Source organism: Streptosporangium becharense, from assembly GCF_014204985.1.
GTDB classification, from domain to species: Bacteria; Actinomycetota; Actinomycetes; order Streptosporangiales; family Streptosporangiaceae; genus Streptosporangium; species Streptosporangium becharense.
In genome coordinates, this window is the sequence record NZ_JACHMP010000001.1 from 5,782,388 (window position 1) to 5,797,870 (window position 15,483).

General features: G+C 71.3%; 16 protein-coding genes and 1 tRNA gene. 14 read left to right on the plus strand and 3 right to left on the minus strand.

The features are described from left to right. Window positions 1-490 precede the first annotated feature (490 nt). The 9 genes from F4562_RS25425 (at window position 491) to F4562_RS25465 (ending at window position 10,671) form a co-directional block, all read left to right on the plus strand. Window positions 491-2,968 (plus strand): Rne/Rng family ribonuclease, encoded by a 2,478-nt coding sequence (locus F4562_RS25425; protein WP_446697324.1) that lies wholly within the window; start codon window positions 491-493, stop codon window positions 2,966-2,968. Between the two features lie 179 nt (window positions 2,969-3,147). After that, complete coding sequence (gene rplU / locus F4562_RS25430) at window positions 3,148-3,450, plus strand: 50S ribosomal protein L21 (protein WP_184544206.1); 303 nt, start codon at window positions 3,148-3,150, stop codon at window positions 3,448-3,450. A 19-nt stretch (window positions 3,451-3,469) separates the two neighbouring features. Next, window positions 3,470-3,727 (plus strand): 50S ribosomal protein L27, encoded by a 258-nt coding sequence (rpmA, locus tag F4562_RS25435; RefSeq protein WP_184544208.1) that lies wholly within the window; start codon window positions 3,470-3,472, stop codon window positions 3,725-3,727. 104 nt (window positions 3,728-3,831) lie between these two features. Further along, window positions 3,832-5,184 (plus strand): GTPase ObgE, encoded by a 1,353-nt coding sequence (obgE, locus tag F4562_RS25440; protein ID WP_184544210.1) that lies wholly within the window; start codon window positions 3,832-3,834, stop codon window positions 5,182-5,184. A gap of 155 nt (window positions 5,185-5,339) precedes the next feature. Next, window positions 5,340-6,464 (plus strand): glutamate 5-kinase, encoded by a 1,125-nt coding sequence (gene proB, locus F4562_RS25445; RefSeq protein ID WP_311734119.1) that lies wholly within the window; start codon window positions 5,340-5,342, stop codon window positions 6,462-6,464. Between the two features lie 17 nt (window positions 6,465-6,481). Then, window positions 6,482-7,771 (plus strand): glutamate-5-semialdehyde dehydrogenase, encoded by a 1,290-nt coding sequence (locus F4562_RS25450; RefSeq protein ID WP_184544212.1) that lies wholly within the window; start codon window positions 6,482-6,484, stop codon window positions 7,769-7,771. Window positions 7,772-7,802: 31 nt separating this feature from the next. Further along, a complete protein-coding gene (locus F4562_RS25455; protein ID WP_184544214.1) occupies window positions 7,803-8,228 on the plus strand; it encodes an SRPBCC family protein in 426 nt (141 codons plus the stop codon). An 83-nt stretch (window positions 8,229-8,311) separates the two neighbouring features. Further along, window positions 8,312-8,542 (plus strand): hypothetical protein, encoded by a 231-nt coding sequence (locus tag F4562_RS25460; protein WP_184544708.1) that lies wholly within the window; start codon window positions 8,312-8,314, stop codon window positions 8,540-8,542. Window positions 8,543-8,796: 254 nt separating this feature from the next. After that, entirely contained in the window at window positions 8,797-10,671 is a 1,875-nt protein-coding gene (locus F4562_RS25465; RefSeq protein ID WP_184544216.1) for a serine/threonine protein kinase, read from the plus strand. A 137-nt stretch (window positions 10,672-10,808) separates the two neighbouring features. Here the strand turns inward: F4562_RS25465 and F4562_RS25470 are convergent, their stop codons facing one another. Continuing rightward, window positions 10,809-11,831, minus strand: a complete 1,023-nt coding sequence (locus F4562_RS25470) for a M48 family metallopeptidase (RefSeq protein ID WP_184544218.1) — start codon at window positions 11,829-11,831, stop codon at window positions 10,809-10,811. 74 nt (window positions 11,832-11,905) lie between these two features. Here F4562_RS25470 and nadD point away from each other — a divergent pair, with 74 nt between their 5' ends. The 4 genes from nadD to F4562_RS25490 all read left to right on the plus strand — a co-directional run bounded on the left by nadD (window position 11,906) and on the right by F4562_RS25490 (window position 14,177). Beyond that, on the plus strand, window positions 11,906-12,526 hold the full coding sequence (gene nadD / locus F4562_RS25475) for a nicotinate-nucleotide adenylyltransferase (RefSeq protein ID WP_184544220.1): 621 nt from the start codon (window positions 11,906-11,908) through the stop codon (window positions 12,524-12,526). 411 nt (window positions 12,527-12,937) lie between these two features. Continuing rightward, window positions 12,938-13,348 carry a ribosome silencing factor gene (gene rsfS, locus F4562_RS25480; protein WP_184544222.1) on the plus strand — a complete coding sequence of 137 codons (411 nt, stop codon included), beginning with the start codon at window positions 12,938-12,940 and terminating at the stop codon, window positions 13,346-13,348. Next, window positions 13,345-13,977: a histidine phosphatase family protein gene (locus tag F4562_RS25485; RefSeq protein ID WP_184544224.1), complete on the plus strand. Its 633-nt coding sequence runs from the start codon at window positions 13,345-13,347 to the stop codon at window positions 13,975-13,977. Before rsfS ends, F4562_RS25485 begins: the two co-directional genes overlap by 4 nt. A 127-nt stretch (window positions 13,978-14,104) precedes the next feature. Beyond that, window positions 14,105-14,177 (plus strand) — tRNA-Ala (locus F4562_RS25490). Between the two features lie 232 nt (window positions 14,178-14,409). Here the strand turns inward: F4562_RS25490 and F4562_RS25495 are convergent. Beyond that, window positions 14,410-14,784 carry a hypothetical protein gene (locus F4562_RS25495; protein ID WP_184544226.1) on the minus strand — a complete coding sequence of 125 codons (375 nt, stop codon included), beginning with the start codon at window positions 14,782-14,784 and terminating at the stop codon, window positions 14,410-14,412. Beyond that, on the minus strand, window positions 14,781-15,005 hold the full coding sequence (locus F4562_RS25500; protein WP_184544228.1) for a hypothetical protein: 225 nt from the start codon (window positions 15,003-15,005) through the stop codon (window positions 14,781-14,783). Before F4562_RS25500 ends, F4562_RS25495 begins: the two co-directional genes overlap by 4 nt. 34 nt (window positions 15,006-15,039) lie before the next feature. Here F4562_RS25500 and F4562_RS25505 point away from each other — a divergent pair, with 34 nt between their 5' ends. Beyond that, a complete protein-coding gene (locus F4562_RS25505; protein WP_184544230.1) occupies window positions 15,040-15,423 on the plus strand; it encodes an Imm10 family immunity protein in 384 nt (127 codons plus the stop codon). Window positions 15,424-15,483: the final 60 nt, after the last annotated feature.

Below are 15,483 nucleotides of genomic sequence, written 5' to 3' on the forward strand. Positions count from 1 at the left end.
GAGAGCCCCTGTGCGGCGCGGAGACGCGCCCGGGGGCTGACGGGAGAGCGCCCGCATGCTCGACAACGAGCCCAACGTCGGGACCAACGGTCCCGGCGAGGACGACCGAACAGAACAGACACGACCCGCTCCCCGCCGCAGGGCGGCGAGCCGGCCCGCGGGGCCTCCGCCGGAGGACCCCGAGCCCGAGGTCGTAGTGATCACGAGACCGGCCGCCGCGTCCGCGCCGGAGACCGTCCCCGCTCCGCAGTCGGCGGCCGAGGCGCCGGACTCCGGGGCCGAGCCGGGTCCGGATTCCGAGCCGGTCGCGGAGCCCGCGGCTGAGCCTGCGGGAGAGGCCGTGCCCGCGGCCCCGGTGGAGGAACCGGCGGCCGAGGCCGCGTCCGCGCCGACCGCGCCGGTCAAGCGCACCCGCGCCCGCAAGACGGCCGCCGCGGACGGCACGACCAGCACCGCGCGGCGCACCCGAGCGAAGAAGGCGGCCGAGCCCGTGCCGGGTCCCGAGGCCGGGCAGGTCGTGACCCCCGAGGGAGTCGCCGGACCGGTGGCGGATGTTCCCGAGCCGGTCGCGGAGCCTGCGGGAGAGGCCGTGCCCGCGGCGGAGTTCGTGCCCGCGGCCCTGGTGGAGGAGCCGGCGGCCGAGGCCGCGTCCGCGCCGACCGTGCCGGTCAAGCGCACCCGTACCCGTAGGAAGGCCGCGCAGGCGGAGACCCCGGCCGCGCCGGAGCCGGCTCCCGCGGCCGTCCCGGCCGAGGCCGACGTCGAGGAGGAGGCGGACGAACTGCTGACCGCCATGCCCGTCGACGAGCCGCTGGACGACGAGCCCGCCGGTGAGGACATCATCGAGGAGCGGCCGTCGAGGCTTTTCTCCGACCCCTTCGGGCTGTCCGCCCGGGAGCGGTCCGAGGTGCCGGTGGTGACCTTCCAGGCGCCCGCCGCGGTCTTCCAGCCGCTGTTCCAGGCTCCCGACCAGAACCTGGCCGAGCCGCCCGCCGTGCGTCCCGCGCCGGTCCAGCAGCCCGTGCCCGAGCCGGAATCCGCCGAGGACAAGGCCGAGCCGGCCGACGAGGCCGAGGACGACGACGTCGACGGTGACGACGAGGTCGGCGGTCGTCGGCGCCGGCGTCGGCGGGGCGGGCGTGGCCGCAGCAAGGTGCGCGACAGCGACGAGACCGAGGAGACCGAGGGCGAGCAGGCCGAGGACGAGGCTCCGGAGTCCGACCAGGAGGAGCAGACCGAGGCCGGGGGTTCCCGCCGGCGCCGCCGCCGGCGGCGCAGAGGCGCGGAAGACCTCGCCGAGACCCAGGACGACCCACCGAACACGGTCGTCCGCATCCGCGCGCCCCGCGCGGGACGCAGCACCTCGGTCGACGAGGTGCAGAGCGTGCGCGGCTCGACCCGCCTGGAGGCCAAGAAGCAGCGCCGCCGCGAGGGCCGCGAACTCGGCCGCAGACGCCCGCCGATCATCACCGAGTCGGAGTTCCTGGCGCGCCGCGAGTCCGTCGAGCGCATGATGGTGGTCCGCCGTACCGGTGGCCGCACCCAGATCGCGGTGCTGGAGGACGGCGTCCTCGTCGAGCACTACGTCAACCGCGAGGCGAGCCAGTCGTACGTGGGCAACGTCTATCTCGGCAAGGTGCAGAACGTGCTGCCGAGCATGGAGGCCGCGTTCGTCGACATCGGCAAGGGCCGCAACGCGGTCCTGTACGCCGGTGAGGTCAACTTCGACACCGCGGGGCTGGAGGGCCAGCCCAAGCGGATCGAGGTGGCGCTGAAGTCGGGCCAGTCGGTGCTGGTGCAGGTCACCAAGGATCCGATGGGCCACAAGGGCGCCCGTCTCACCTCGCAGATCAGCCTGCCCGGACGCTACCTGGTCTACGTACCCGACGGCTCGATGACCGGTATCAGCCGTAAGCTCCCCGACAAGGAGCGCACCCGTCTCAAGGGCATCCTGAAGAAGGTCATGCCGGAGAACGCGGGGGTCATCGTCCGCACCGCCGCCGAGGGGGCCTCGGAGGAGGAGCTCGGCCGTGACGTGGCCAGGCTCTCGGCCCAGTGGGAGAACATCCAGCGCAAGGCGAAGTCGGCCAGCGCGCCGGAGCTGCTCTCCTCGGAGCCGGACCTGACCGTCCGGGTGGTCCGTGACGTGTTCAACGAGGACTTCTCCTCCCTGGTCGTCTCGGGTGACGAGGCGTGGGAGATCATCGATGAGTACGTCCGCTATGTCGCCCCGCACCTGGCCGACCGCCTCACCAGGTGGGAGGAGGACGGGGACGTCTTCGCCGCCTACCGGATCGACGAGCAGATCGCCAAGGCGATGGAGCGGAAGGTCTGGCTGCCCAGTGGCGGCTCCCTGGTGATCGACCGGACCGAGGCGATGACCGTGGTCGACGTCAACACCGGCAAGTTCACCGGTCAGGGCGGGAACCTGGAGGAGACCGTCACCCGCAACAACCTGGAGGCGGCCGAGGAGATCGTCCGCCAGCTCAGGTTGCGCGACATCGGCGGCATCATCGTCATCGACTTCATCGACATGGTGCTGGAGAACAACCGTGACCTGGTGCTGCGCCGGTTGCTGGAGTGCCTGGCCCGTGACCGGACCAAGCACCAGGTGGCCGAGGTCACCTCGCTCGGTCTCGTCCAGATGACGCGCAAGAGGGTCGGCCAGGGGCTCCTGGAGGCGTTCTCCACCGTCTGCGAGTGCTGCAACGGCCGTGGGCTGCACGTCTCGGCCGAGCCGGTCGAGGGCAAGCCCGAGCCGCGTGGCACCCAGGGCAAGATGGCCGTGGAGAAGGCCGTCGCGGAGAAGCTCGCCAAGGAGGGCGGTCAGGCTGTCGCGGCCGGAGACCAGTCCGGTCGTGATACGGTGACAGATGCGCTTGACGACGCCCAGGGTGAGGGCGCGCAGGCCGCACAGGCTTCCGGCCGGGGGCGGAGACGTCCCCGCAAGGCCAAGCCGGTCGAGTAGACCGGCACCCCCGACGTTCCGCCCGGTTCGACCAGGACACCGTGAATCCGGTACCCTGATGAACCGGTGCGCTCATGGCGCGCCCTGTTCGCGCGCCTACCCGGTACGTCAGTCAGTGACCACAGCCGGATGCGGGGCGCAGCATCCAGCGAGCAAGCAGTCAGAAGAAGGGTTCCGCGGTGTACGCGATCGTTCGTTGCGGCGGCAGGCAGCAGAAGGTCTCCGTCGGTGACGTCCTTGAGGTGGACAAGGTCGCCGGCGAGGTCGGTTCCACGGTTTCGCTGCCGACGGTGCTCGTCGTCAACGACGGCGACGTGACCACCGAGGCGGGCAAGTTCACGGTGGCCGCCGAGATTCTCGGCGAGACCAAGGGTCCGAAGATCCGCATTCTGAAGTACAAGAACAAGACCGGTTACAAGAAGCGCCAGGGTCACCGTCAGCGGTACACCCAGGTGAAGATCACCGGAATCAACCAGGCCTGAGTTTCGGGAGTTTTGCGAGATGGCACACAAGAAGGGCGCGTCGTCCACTCGGAACGGCCGTGACTCCAACGCCCAGCGCCTCGGCGTCAAGCGCTTCGGCGGCCAGCTGGTCAACGCCGGTGAGATCATCGTCCGCCAGCGCGGCACCCACTTCCACCCGGGCGACAACGTCGGCCGTGGCGGTGACGACACGTTGTTCGCGCTGACCGCCGGCCACGTGCTGTTCGGCGTCAAGCGCGGGCGTCGCGCGGTGAGCATCGTCCCGGTCGCGGAGTAGATTCGCACCGACAGACGTTGACGACAGGGGTGGATCGCACACAGCGGTCCGCCCCTGTTCGCGTTTTCCACCAGATTTCCCGCAGATAGGGGTAGAAAGCAGACATGCCGGACTTTGTGGACCAAGTGGTCCTGCACATCAAGGCCGGTGACGGGGGACATGGCTGCGCCTCTGTCCACCGGGAGAAGTTCAAGCCGTTGGGAGGCCCGGACGGGGGCAACGGCGGCCGTGGCGGCGACGTGATCTTCGAGGTCGACCCGAACACCGCGACCCTCCTGGAGTACCACCGCCGCCCGCACCGCAAGGCCGACAACGGCAAGCAGGGACAGGGCTCCAACCGCGACGGCGCGAACGGGGGCGACATCATCCTGGCGGTGCCGGACGGCACCGTGGTCAAGGACGCCGCCACCGGTGAGGTCGTCGTCGACCTGGTCGGCGCGGGCACCCGCTACGTGATCGCCGAAGGCGGGCACGGCGGTCTGGGCAACGCCGCACTGGCCTCCGCCAAGCGCAAGGCGCCCGGGTTCGCGCTGCTCGGGGAGCCGGGCGACGAGCTCGACGTGATGCTGGAGCTCAAGAGCGTCGCCGACGTGGCGCTGGTCGGCTTTCCCAGCGCCGGGAAGTCCTCCCTGATCGCCGCGCTCTCCGCGGCCCGGCCGAAGATCGCCGACTACCCCTTCACCACGCTGGTGCCGAACCTCGGCGTGGTCACCGCGGGCGAGACCGTCTTCACCGTCGCCGACGTGCCGGGGCTGATCCCCGGCGCCTCCCAGGGCAAGGGGCTGGGGCACGAGTTCCTGCGCCACGTGGAACGCTGCAGCACGCTCGTGCACGTGATCGACTGCGCCACGATGGAGCCGGGCCGCGACCCGGTCAGCGACTACGAGGCCATCGAGGCCGAGCTGAGCGCGTACGGGAAGCTGGAGGACCGGCCCCGCCTGGTCGCGTTGAACAAGGCCGACGTACCCGATGCCCGTGATCTGGCCGACATCGTCCGGCCGATGCTGGAGGAGCACGGCCTGCGGGTCTTCCCGATCTCCGCGGCCAGCCACGAGGGGCTCAAGGAGCTCACCTACGCCATGGGTGAGATGGTCGCCGCGGCCAGGGCCGCCGCGCCCGCCCCCGAGCCGACCCGCCTGGTCCTGCGGCCCAAGCAGCTGGGTGACACCGGGTTCGCCGTCCGCCGGGTCGGCGAGAACACCTTCCAGGTCACCGGGGTCAAGCCGGAGCGGTGGATCCGTCAGACCGACTTCACCAACGACGAGGCCGTGGGCTACCTCGCGGACCGGCTGGAGCGGCTCGGCGTGGAGGGGGAGCTCCTCAAGGCCGGTGCCACGGCCGGTGCCGAGGTCGTCATCGGGTCGATGGAGAACGGCTACATCTTCGACTGGCAGCCGACGCTCAACGCCGAGGCCGTGCACCACGGCCCTCGCGGCAGCGACGACCGCCTCGCCTGACGGGGTCGGCCCGTGCGCGCCGTCCGCGCCGGACCGGAACGCCGGCTCGGCGGGCGTGCCGGACGGCCGGCCCCTGCGCGCCGGCCTCGTCCGGCCGGTGGGCACCGGCCGGGCGAACCGCCTGTCTGTGATCGTCTTTGTGAAAGGTGCGTGTGGTGAACTCTGTGCGCGATCGGATCCGTACGGCCGCGCGACTCGTGGTGAAGGTGGGCTCGTCCTCGCTCACGACCCCGCAGGGGACGATCGACGTCGACCGGGTGGACGCCCTGGTGGACGTGCTCGCCGCCCGCCGTGGGGGCGGCACGCAGATCGTGCTGGTGTCCTCGGGTGCCATCGCCGCGGGCCTCGGCCCGCTGGGGTTGTCGGCCCGGCCGCGTGACCTGGCGACCCAGCAGGCCGCGGCCTCCGTCGGCCAGGGCGTCCTGGTGGCCCGCTACACCTCCTCCTTCGCCCGTTACGGCCTGCGCGTCGGCCAGGTGCTGCTGACCGCCGACGACATGATGCGCCGCTCGCACCACGTCAACGCCCAGCGCACGCTGAACCGGCTGCTGGAGCTGGGCATCGTGCCGGTGGTCAACGAGAACGACACGGTCGCCACCGACGAGATCCGCTTCGGCGACAACGACCGGCTCGCCGCGCTGGTCGCCCATCTGATCCGGGCCGACGCTTTGGTGCTGCTGTCGGACGTCGACGCCCTCTACGACGGTGATCCCCGGCGTCCCGGCGCCCGGCGGCTCGTCGACGTGCGCGGTCCCGAGGACCTCGTCGGGGTCGAGCTCGGCAAGGGCGGCGCGGTCGGCACCGGCGGAATGGTCACCAAGGTGCAGGCGGCCAGGATCGCCACCGGGGCGGGGGTGCCCGTGGTGCTGACCGGCGCCGCGCACGCCGCCCAGGCGCTCGCGGGAAGCGACGTCGGCACCTGCTTCCACCCCGGCGGCCGTCACCCGGGCACGCGCCTGCTCTGGCTCGCCCACGCCACCACCGGGCGGGGCCGGCTCCACCTCGACGAGGGGGCCGTGGAGGCCGTGGTGGGCCGCCGCAAGTCGTTGCTGCCCGCCGGGGTCACCGCGGTGGAGGGGGACTTCGCCGCGGGCGACCCGGTCGACCTGTGCGGCCCGCTGGGCCGGGTGGTGGCCCGGGGCCTGGTCAACTTCGACGCGGGGGAGATCCCCGGCCTGCTCGGGCGGTCCACCCGCGAGCTGGCCGCCAGCCTCGGTCCGGAATATGAACGCGAGCTCATCCACCGGGACGACATCGTCATACTGGAGTCCCACGACTAGTTCTTTTGGAGTGCGCGATGTCCGAGGACTTCCTGAAGGTGGCCCTGGCGGCCAAAGAGGCCGCCGCCGAGCTGGCCCCGCTGCCGCGGGCGCCGAAGGACGCCGCGCTCCGCGCCGTCGCCGACGCGCTCGTGGCGGGCTCCGCCGAGATCGTCGCGGCCAACGCCCTCGACGTGGCGAAGGCCCGTGAGGGCGGCACCTCCGAATACATGATCGACCGGCTCCGTCTCGACGAGGGCCGGATCGGGGACATCGCCGAGGCGGTCCGCCGGGTCGCCGACCTGCCCGACCCGGTGGGCGAGGTGATCCGGGGCGGTGTGCTGCCCAACGGCCTGGAGCTGCGCCAGATCCGGGTGCCGCTGGGGGTGGTCGGCATCATCTACGAGGGCCGGCCCAACGTGACCGTGGACGCCGCGGCGCTCTGTCTCAAGAGCGGCAACGCCACCCTGCTGCGCGGCTCCTCCAGTGCGTACGAGTCGAACACGGTGCTCGTCAGGATCATGCAGGAGGCGCTGGCGGGCACCGAGGTGCCCGCCGGAGCCGTGCAGCTGGTGCCGGGCCAGACCCGCGACTCGGCCAAGCAGCTCATGCGGGCCCGCGGTCTGGTCGACGTGCTGATCCCGCGCGGCGGCGCCTCGCTGATCAATTCGGTGGTCGAGGAGTCCACGGTCCCGGTGATCGAGACCGGGGTGGGCAACTGTCACGTCTACGTCGACGCGGACGCCGACCAGGACCTCGCGATCGAGATCCTGCTCAACGCCAAGGTGCAGCGGCCCTCGGTGTGCAACGCCGCCGAGACGGTGCTGGTGCACGCGGCCGTGGCCGATGCCTTCGTGCCGCGCGCGCTGGCCGCGCTGGCCGCCGAAGGCGTGACGGTGCACGGCGACGCCCGCGTCGCCGCCTACGGCGACGTGGTGCCCGCGGGGGAGGACGACTTCCGCCGGGAGTATCTCTCCCTGGACATCGCCGCCGCGGTGGTCGACTCGCTGGAGGACGCGGTCGCGCACATCAGGAGGTACGGCTCGGGCCACACGGATGCGATCGTCACCCGCTCGGTCAGCGCCTCCCGCCGGTTCGTCGCGCTGGTCGACTCGGCGGCCGTGGCGGTCAACGCCTCGACGCGGTTCACCGACGGCGGCGAGTTCGGTTTCGGTGCGGAGATCGGCATCTCCACGCAGAAGCTGCACGCGCGCGGCCCGATGGGCCTGCCCGAGCTGACCTCGACCAAGTGGGTCTACATCGGCGAGGGCCACCTGCGCACCGGCGCTGGAACGGTCATCGCCGGGTGTGAAGCCGGTTACAAGTAGACGCCAAGGCGGATGCGATACCTGTGGTGTCATGGCCGAACAGCACATCGACATCACCTGCCATTCCCCCTCGGGGCCGGAGCGCATCTGGGCGCTGCTGTCCGACGCCTCCACCTGGAGCAACTGGGCTCCCTTCGACGACTCCGGCCTCGAGTCGCCGGGTTCCCCGGCGCCTGACGGCGTCGGGGCCGTGCGGGTCTTCCGGCGTGGCCGGAAGGTCACCCGGGAGCGTGTGATCGTCTTCGACGAGCCCCGGCACTTCGCCTACGAGCTGCTGCATGGCATCCCGGCGCGTGACTACCGCGCCGACGTCACGCTGGAGCCGCTGCCGGGCGGCGGCACGGCGATCCGGTGGCGTTCCCGGTTCCGGGGGCGCCTGCCCGGCCAGGGGCCGGTGGTGAGGCTGCTCCTGCGCCGGTTCATCGAGGACCTGGTCCAACGTCTTGCCCGATACTGAGTGTTATGGTGTGTCGCTCCATGTAATGACGGTCGCTTCGCGTTTGACTGAACTTCATGGAAATAGTGGTTGCAATCCTCTTTGTGGCCCTGGTCCTTTTCGGGGTGGACAGGCTGATGCTCTGGCTCGAAAGCCGCGGGCACGTCAACTGGCGCCGGACCGGGCGCCGCGACCTGCCGGCCGAGCCGGTCACCGGGCTGGACAGCCTGCTGGCCGAGCCGGCCGCGGAGTCCGACAGCCCATCGGCCGACCCGCTCGCGGAGCTGGACGGCCTGCCGGCCGAGCCGACTCGCGAAGGCGCACGCAGGACGTGAGGAAGCGCGCGGCGTGGCGCCAGGCCCGTCGCGGCCGGGTCCGGCACATGACCTGGAAAGACGCCACCCGGGCCCATCCAGGCCGCCGGGGCTGCGGTCACCATCTTCCGGAGAGTGCGGCGTGCCGCCGGAAAAACGTCACACCCGCCCGCTATGGTGTGGTCTCCTATGGCTGGAGAGTGGGGAGCGAGCGTAAGTGAGCGACCCGGCAGGCGCAGCGGTCCTTGACCCGTGTGGCCGATGCAGGAGGGGACATGAGTCGTCTCGGGCGGGTCGGTCCCTACACGTTGCTGGAACGCCTCGGCAGGGGCGGCATGGGCGAGGTCTACCTCGCCGGCAGCCGCCGGGGTGACAACGTCGCGCTCAAGGTGCTCCACGACGCCGTCGACGCCGACTCGGACGCCCGGATGCGCCTCGAACGCGAGGTGCGGGCGCTGCGCAGGGTCGAGAGTCCCTACGTCGCCCGGGTCCTCGACGCCGACCTGGACGGCGACCGGCCCTACCTCGTCATGGAGCACATCCAGGGCGACACCCTCCTGGAGCGGGTGCGCCGTGACGGCCCGCTGGCGGGGGGCGGTCTGCTGGCCCTCGCCCACGGCCTGGCCACCGCCCTGTCGGTCATCCACGCGGCCGGAGTCGTGCATCGTGACCTGAAGCCCACCAACGTGCTGGTCAACCCGGGTGACGAACCCGTCCTCATCGACTTCGGCATCGCCCATGTCCTGGACGCCACCCGGCTCACCGTCACCGGCACCTTCCTCGGCACCCCCGGCTACGCCGCCCCCGAACTGTTCGCCGACGAGCACGTGGGCGAGCCGGCCGACGTGCACGCCTGGGCGGCCACCGTCACCTTCGCGGCGACGGGCCGCCCTCCCTTCGGGCGGGGCCCCATCGAGGCGCAGATGTACGCGATCCTCAACGGTCAGGCCGATCTCGAAGGGGTGCCGGCCGCCCTGCTGCCGTTGATCCGCGCCGCTCTCCACCGGGAGGCGGCCAAGCGTCCCACCGCCGCCCTGCTGGCCAGCCGCCTCACCCGCCTGGTGCGGGCGGCTCCGTCCGGCGTCGGCGGCGCACCGGAGAGGAGGCCGGAGGGCCGCTCCAGGCGCGTCCGCACCCGAGTGGCCGATCCCGCCCGGGGAAGGGCCGGCGGGGTGGCCGACGACGCCCCTGGGACGGAGCGTGCCATCCCGGGCAGGGAAGGCGCCTCACGCGGCGGCCGGGTGGGGACGGCGCCGGAGGCGGAGCCCCGGCCGGGCCGGCCGTCCGCCGCGGCGATCGAGACATCTCGGGATGGCCGATCGTCCGCCGTGGCGGAGGGAGCGCGGAACGGGCGGGCGGCACCGCCGAGCGGTGAGACGTCCCGTGGAGGGCGTCCGGTGACGGCTGAAGGGCCCCGGGCGGGCAGGACGGCGGCGGGCGGTGAGGCTCACCGAGGGGGCCGGTCGCCCGCGGCGGAGGGAGAGGGCTCACGAGGCGGCCGGCTGCCCGCGGCGGAGGGGACGCGCGGGCGGTCCGCCTCGGAGGGGAAACCGGCCGGTGGGCACCGGGGTGCTCGGGAGGGCCGGACCACGGGCGTGGACACCGCGCCGGAGAGCGGGGGCAGGGCGGGGCCCTTACCGGCCGGCAACGGAGCCCTGTTGCTGCTGGCGTTGCTGGCCGTTCCGTGTGTCGTCGCCACGGTCATCTGGCCGCTGGCGACCTTCGCCGTCACGGGGGTGTCGGCCGGGCTGGCACGCGCGATCTGGGCCGGGCACCGGATGGTCAGGAAACGCGCCTCGGCCAGGGTGCGGATGACGTTGCGGGTGGTCACCTTCCCGCTGGTTCTCGCCGGGTCGCTGCTGACCGTTCTGTTCTGGCCGGGGATACCCGCGGTGGCGCTCGCGGCCCTCGCCCTGTGGTCGGCCCTGGGCGGTTCCTTCCCCCAGGAGTGGTGGACCCAGCCCACCCCGATCGCGGTGGCGGGTGTCGTCTGCGGCCTCGTCAGCGGAGGCGTCCTCAGTCGTGAGATCGAGCGGGTCGGCGCGGCGCTGCCCGCCCTGCGCAAGGAGGGCCTGCGCGCGCTGGCCGTGCTGGGCGGTTTCGTCGCCCTGTGCTCCGCGGCGGTACGGGCGATCGCGTTCCTGGTCTAGCGCGTTCTCACGTGCCCTCAGGGGGCCGCGTGCCCTGTGGGGGCCGCGTGCCCTGTGGGGGTTCGCGTGTCCTGCGGAACGCGGAAATGGGAAAGGGTCCGGGAGGTGCGCCTCCGGACCCTCTGGGGAGCCTCCCGTCAGTTGTCGCGGCGGGCGAAGCGGTTGAAGATGCGCTCTCCCGCGTTGACGGCACCCTCCGCGACGTCGCGCAGCACGCCGATGAACGGGTCCTGCGACTGGGACCAGGACTCGCGGTAGGACCGGGCGGCCGCCTTGACCTCCTCGGAGATCTTCGCGTGCGCGTCGTCGGCACGGCGGGGGTACTCACCGGCGATGATGCCGCTGTACTCGCCGCCGCGACGCCACTTGTCGAGCTCGGCGACGCGCGAGACCGCGAACGGGTGGGTGGTGCCGAGCAGGTTGAGAACCTTGAGCAGGCCGTCGCGGACGTCACCGGCGGTGTCGTACTCGCGCGCCTGGTCGAGGAACGCCTCGATGTTCATCTCGTGCAGGCGCGAGCCGCCGGCGAGCTTCATCAGAGCGCGCATCGCCGCGTCGGGGTCTTGGCCGCAGAGCAGGCCGCCACGGTCGGCGGAGAGCTCGGACTTGCGGTGCCACTCCTCCAGGCCCGCCACGATCGCGCGCAGGCCGATGTAGCCGAGCGGGATCCACGCCACGCGTGTGGCCAGGCGGGTCAGGATGTCCAGCATGGTGCGGTAGACCGCGTGGCCGGACAGGATGTGGGCGGTCTCGTGCCCGATGACGAAGCGCTGCTCCTCGGCGTCCATCAGGTCGAGGAGACCGGTGGTGACGACGATGAACGGGTCGTCGAAACCGATCGCCTTCGCCTGAACCTGCGGGCTCTGCTGCACGTAGACCTCGGGAATGCGGTGGAGGTCGAGCGTGTAGGCCGCGTCGCGCCCCATCTCGTACAGGGCACGGAACTGCGTGTCGCTGGTGCGCACAGCCGACGCGAGATAGATCAGGCGCAACCGGCGCTCGCTGATCAGGCCGGACATCTGCTTCAGCACCGTGTCGAACCCGCTGAGCGAACGGAGGGCGACCAGCGCGGACCGGTCGGCGGGGTGTTCATAGGCACGCGAGCTGATACCGGGAAGCTGCACGCGGTTGCGATCCGGGGTGGTGGTCATGTCCGGCATGCTACGTCGGGTCCGCCTGCCATGCGCGGGGGGTGATTAAAAGCTCTGTGCGGCTTGCACGTATGGTCCGTTTCATGATGAACGCGGCTACGAGGCAGGGGAAGCGACGGCTGGGGGTCATGGGCGGCACCTTCGACCCGATCCATCACGGGCACCTCGTGGCAGCCAGTGAGGTCGCCCACCACTTCGATCTCGACGAGGTGGTCTTCGTCCCCACCGGGCGGCCCTGGCAGAAGGCGGACCAGAATGTCTCCGCCGCCGAGGACCGTTACCTGATGACGGTCATCGCGACCGCTTCCAACCCCCGTTTCTCGGTCAGCCGCATCGACATCGACCGTCCCGGGCCGACCTTCACCATCGACACCCTCCGGGACATCTCCGAGATCTGGGGGCCCGAGGTCGACCTGTACTTCATCACCGGCGCCGACGCGCTCGCGCAGATCCTGAGCTGGCGCGACGTCGACGAACTGTTCACCATCGCCCACTTCGTCGGCGCCACCCGCCCCGGTCACGTCCTGCACGACCCCGGTCTGCCGGAGGGAAAGGTCAGCCTGGTGGAGATCCCGGCGCTGGCCATCTCCTCGTCGGAGTGCCGCCAGCGGGTGGCCGCGGGGGAGCCGATCTGGTACCTCGTCCCGGACGGCATCGTCCAGTACATCAACAAGCGCGGCCTGTATCGGGACCCGGTGAGCTGACCGGGGCGGACGTCACCCGCCCGCCGTGGGCCGTCCGCCGCGGCCCGGTACCGCGATCCCCGGCTCACATCGTGGTCCCTGCTTCTCACCGGCCGGGCGGCGGTGGGTGGGGGCGGGCCGGCGCAGGGCGTGGCCTGCCGGAGTTCGCTATGATTCAACCACATCAAGTGAGACGCGTATCCGCAGGTCAAGCCTGCGATGACCGAGGTCGCAGACCCGGGTCGCCGCGTCCCCGGACATCGACGGGCGTCGTCCCCGACACGGAGCCCTCGGCCGGGCCGCCTGTCTGATCGCGGCGCGGAATCCGACGGCATACGACAGGTGTTGTTCGACTGGTGGCTCCTCAACGGGCGCCGGATCGGGCACCCTAATAGGTGACAGCGTCGACTAGCAGGAGGACTGACCCATACCGTGACAGCAACTGACAGATCCATCCAGCTCATCAAGATCGCCGCTGAGGCGGCGGCCGACAAGCTGGCCGACGACATCCTCGCCTACGACGTGAGCGACCAGCTCGTCATCACCGACGCGTTCCTGCTCTGCTCCGCCACCAACGACCGTCAGGTCCGCGCCATCGTCGACGAGATCGAAGACCGGCTGCGGATCGAGGCCGACGCCAAGCCCGTCCGCCGCGAGGGCGAACGCGAGGGTCGCTGGGTCCTGCTCGACTACATCGACATCGTCGTGCACGTCCAGCACGAGGAAGACCGCACCTTCTACGCCCTTGAGCGGCTCTGGAAGGACTGCCCCTCCATCGCCCTGCCGGACAGCGTCACCCAGGTGGCCGCCCAGCGCGCCCGCGGCGAGGCGGTAACCGAGTGAGTCGCCGTGTCGTCTGCCTGAGACACGGCCAGACACTGTGGAACGTCGAGAAGCGCTTCCAGGGCCACAGCGACATCCCGCTGGACGAGACCGGCGTGGCGCAGGCCGCCCGGGCGGCCTCCCTGCTCGCCGCGTTGCGGCCCAGCATGATCGTCTCCTCCGATCTCCAGCGGGCCTTCGACACCGCCTCGGCGCTGGCCCGGGTCACCGGGCTCAGCGTGTCGGTCGACAAGGACCTGCGCGAGCGCGGCGGCGGCGAGTGGGAGGGACTCACCCGCGAGCAGATCTCCACCGGCTGGCCCCGGGAGTTCGCCGACTGGGAGGCGCCCGGCGGTGAGACCGTCGCCGACGTCGCCGACCGGGTGTCGTCGGCGATCCGCCGGTGGGCCGACAGGCTGGACACCGACGGGCTGCTGGTCGTGGCCTCGCACGGTGCGGCACTGCGGCTCGGCATCGCCAAGCTCATGAACCTGCCGCAGGAGATCTGGCCGGCTCTCGGCGGGCTGGGGAACTGCTCCTGGTCGGTGCTGGAGGAGGGACGCAAGGGGTGGCGCCTGATGGAGCACAACGCCGGGACCCTCCCCGAGCCAGTCCACAGTGATGACAGTCCCGAGGTCACCCAGGAGTGACCCCGCGTGACGTGCCGCGCGTCCCCGCGTGACGGATACGGGCCGCGCGGCCGTCGATTAGGTGAACATGACGGTCTCCTTATATGCTTCCGGAGCGCCGCTGAGAGAAGACTCGAAGCGGTGACCAGGGGCTATGGCGCAGCTGGTAGCGCGCCTCCATGGCATGGAGGAGGTCTGGGGTTCGAATCCCCATAGCTCCACCTGGGGTCGTTCTCGAAACGGCCTGAAGGTGGTTGACGAGATCCCGTCCGATCGGCTTGATCGGGCGGGATCTCGTCGTTTTGCGGGGCCGGCGAGCTTGTCTGAGCGGGCGCGGCGGTCGTGGAGAAGGGGGTCGCCGGTGTGCGGCCGCTGCGGGCGCATCACGGATCGGCTGCGAGGCATGCGTGTCCTCGCGGTGGCGGTGTGCTGTGCGGTCGGCCAGGTTCGGAGTCAGCGGTCGGATGGTGGCGGCTCGCTGTGCGCGGGCGGCAGCAAGGATGCGTTCTGGCCAGGGACGGGGGTGGCTGCGGTGTGCGGGACCGGTCGCCGGTCGGTGGTCTGCCGCCACGCAGTGAGGATGTGCAGGTTGGCGATGCAGGCCATGAGTGAGACCAGGATGGTCTGCGCGGCGCGTTTGCGGGCGTCGGCCAGCTCCACCACGGCCGGAGCGGTGATCGGGGCCGGATGCAGCCGGTTGAACCGCGGGCAGATCACGGCTGCGGAGGAGCCGGCGGCCGGACACTGCAGCCGGATTGTCCCGCGGTTGTCGGGGCCCTGCTTGAGCTTGAGATAGCAGGACTCCCGGGCCGCGATCAGCGGGGTCAACTGGCCGGTGGGGGAGCGGATCGCGCGGTCGTGCAGCCCGCCCGCACAGATCTCCAGCGGGCCAGGTGCTTGCCGGTGCGGGGCGGCGGAGCCCAGGAGGCGACGGCGGTGGTGTCGATGCCGATGTCGCCGCGAAAGCCCGCCAGGTGACTGCGATCGGCGGCGCAGCGGATCGGGGCCAGCACCAGCCGCGCCGCTGGCCTGCAGCTTGCCTGCTTCATCTGCTGGACCAGTATGCCGCTACTCTCCCGCGATATGACGATCAGGTTCATCGCCCGAGTGGTCGGAGTCGAGGATGGGGCCGATGATTGCCTGTCGGCCGGTATCGCCGAGACCGAGGACGGCGACGGCATGCTGTTCGACTTCCAGTGCGCTCTGTACGAGCCCGACGAGCAGGACATCGCCCTGGGCTGGGACACCCACGCGAACCAAGGCACCGCCTACGGCGCCGTCAACGAGCTCACCCTGCACGGCAACGTGCTCGATCCGGACGATCTGGAGGCGCTGGGCCTTCCCGATCCCGAGATCGAGGCGATCATCGAGGCAGACGATGAAGCGATCGAGGAGTTTCGGAACGCGTTGCGGCGCATCCTCGCCTATGGCCGCGTCCACGCGCGCCCGAGCGTTGTTCACCTGTGACGCGACAACGCCGGGATGTATCGGCCGTTGGAGATGGCCGAACTCACCGCCGCAGCGTCC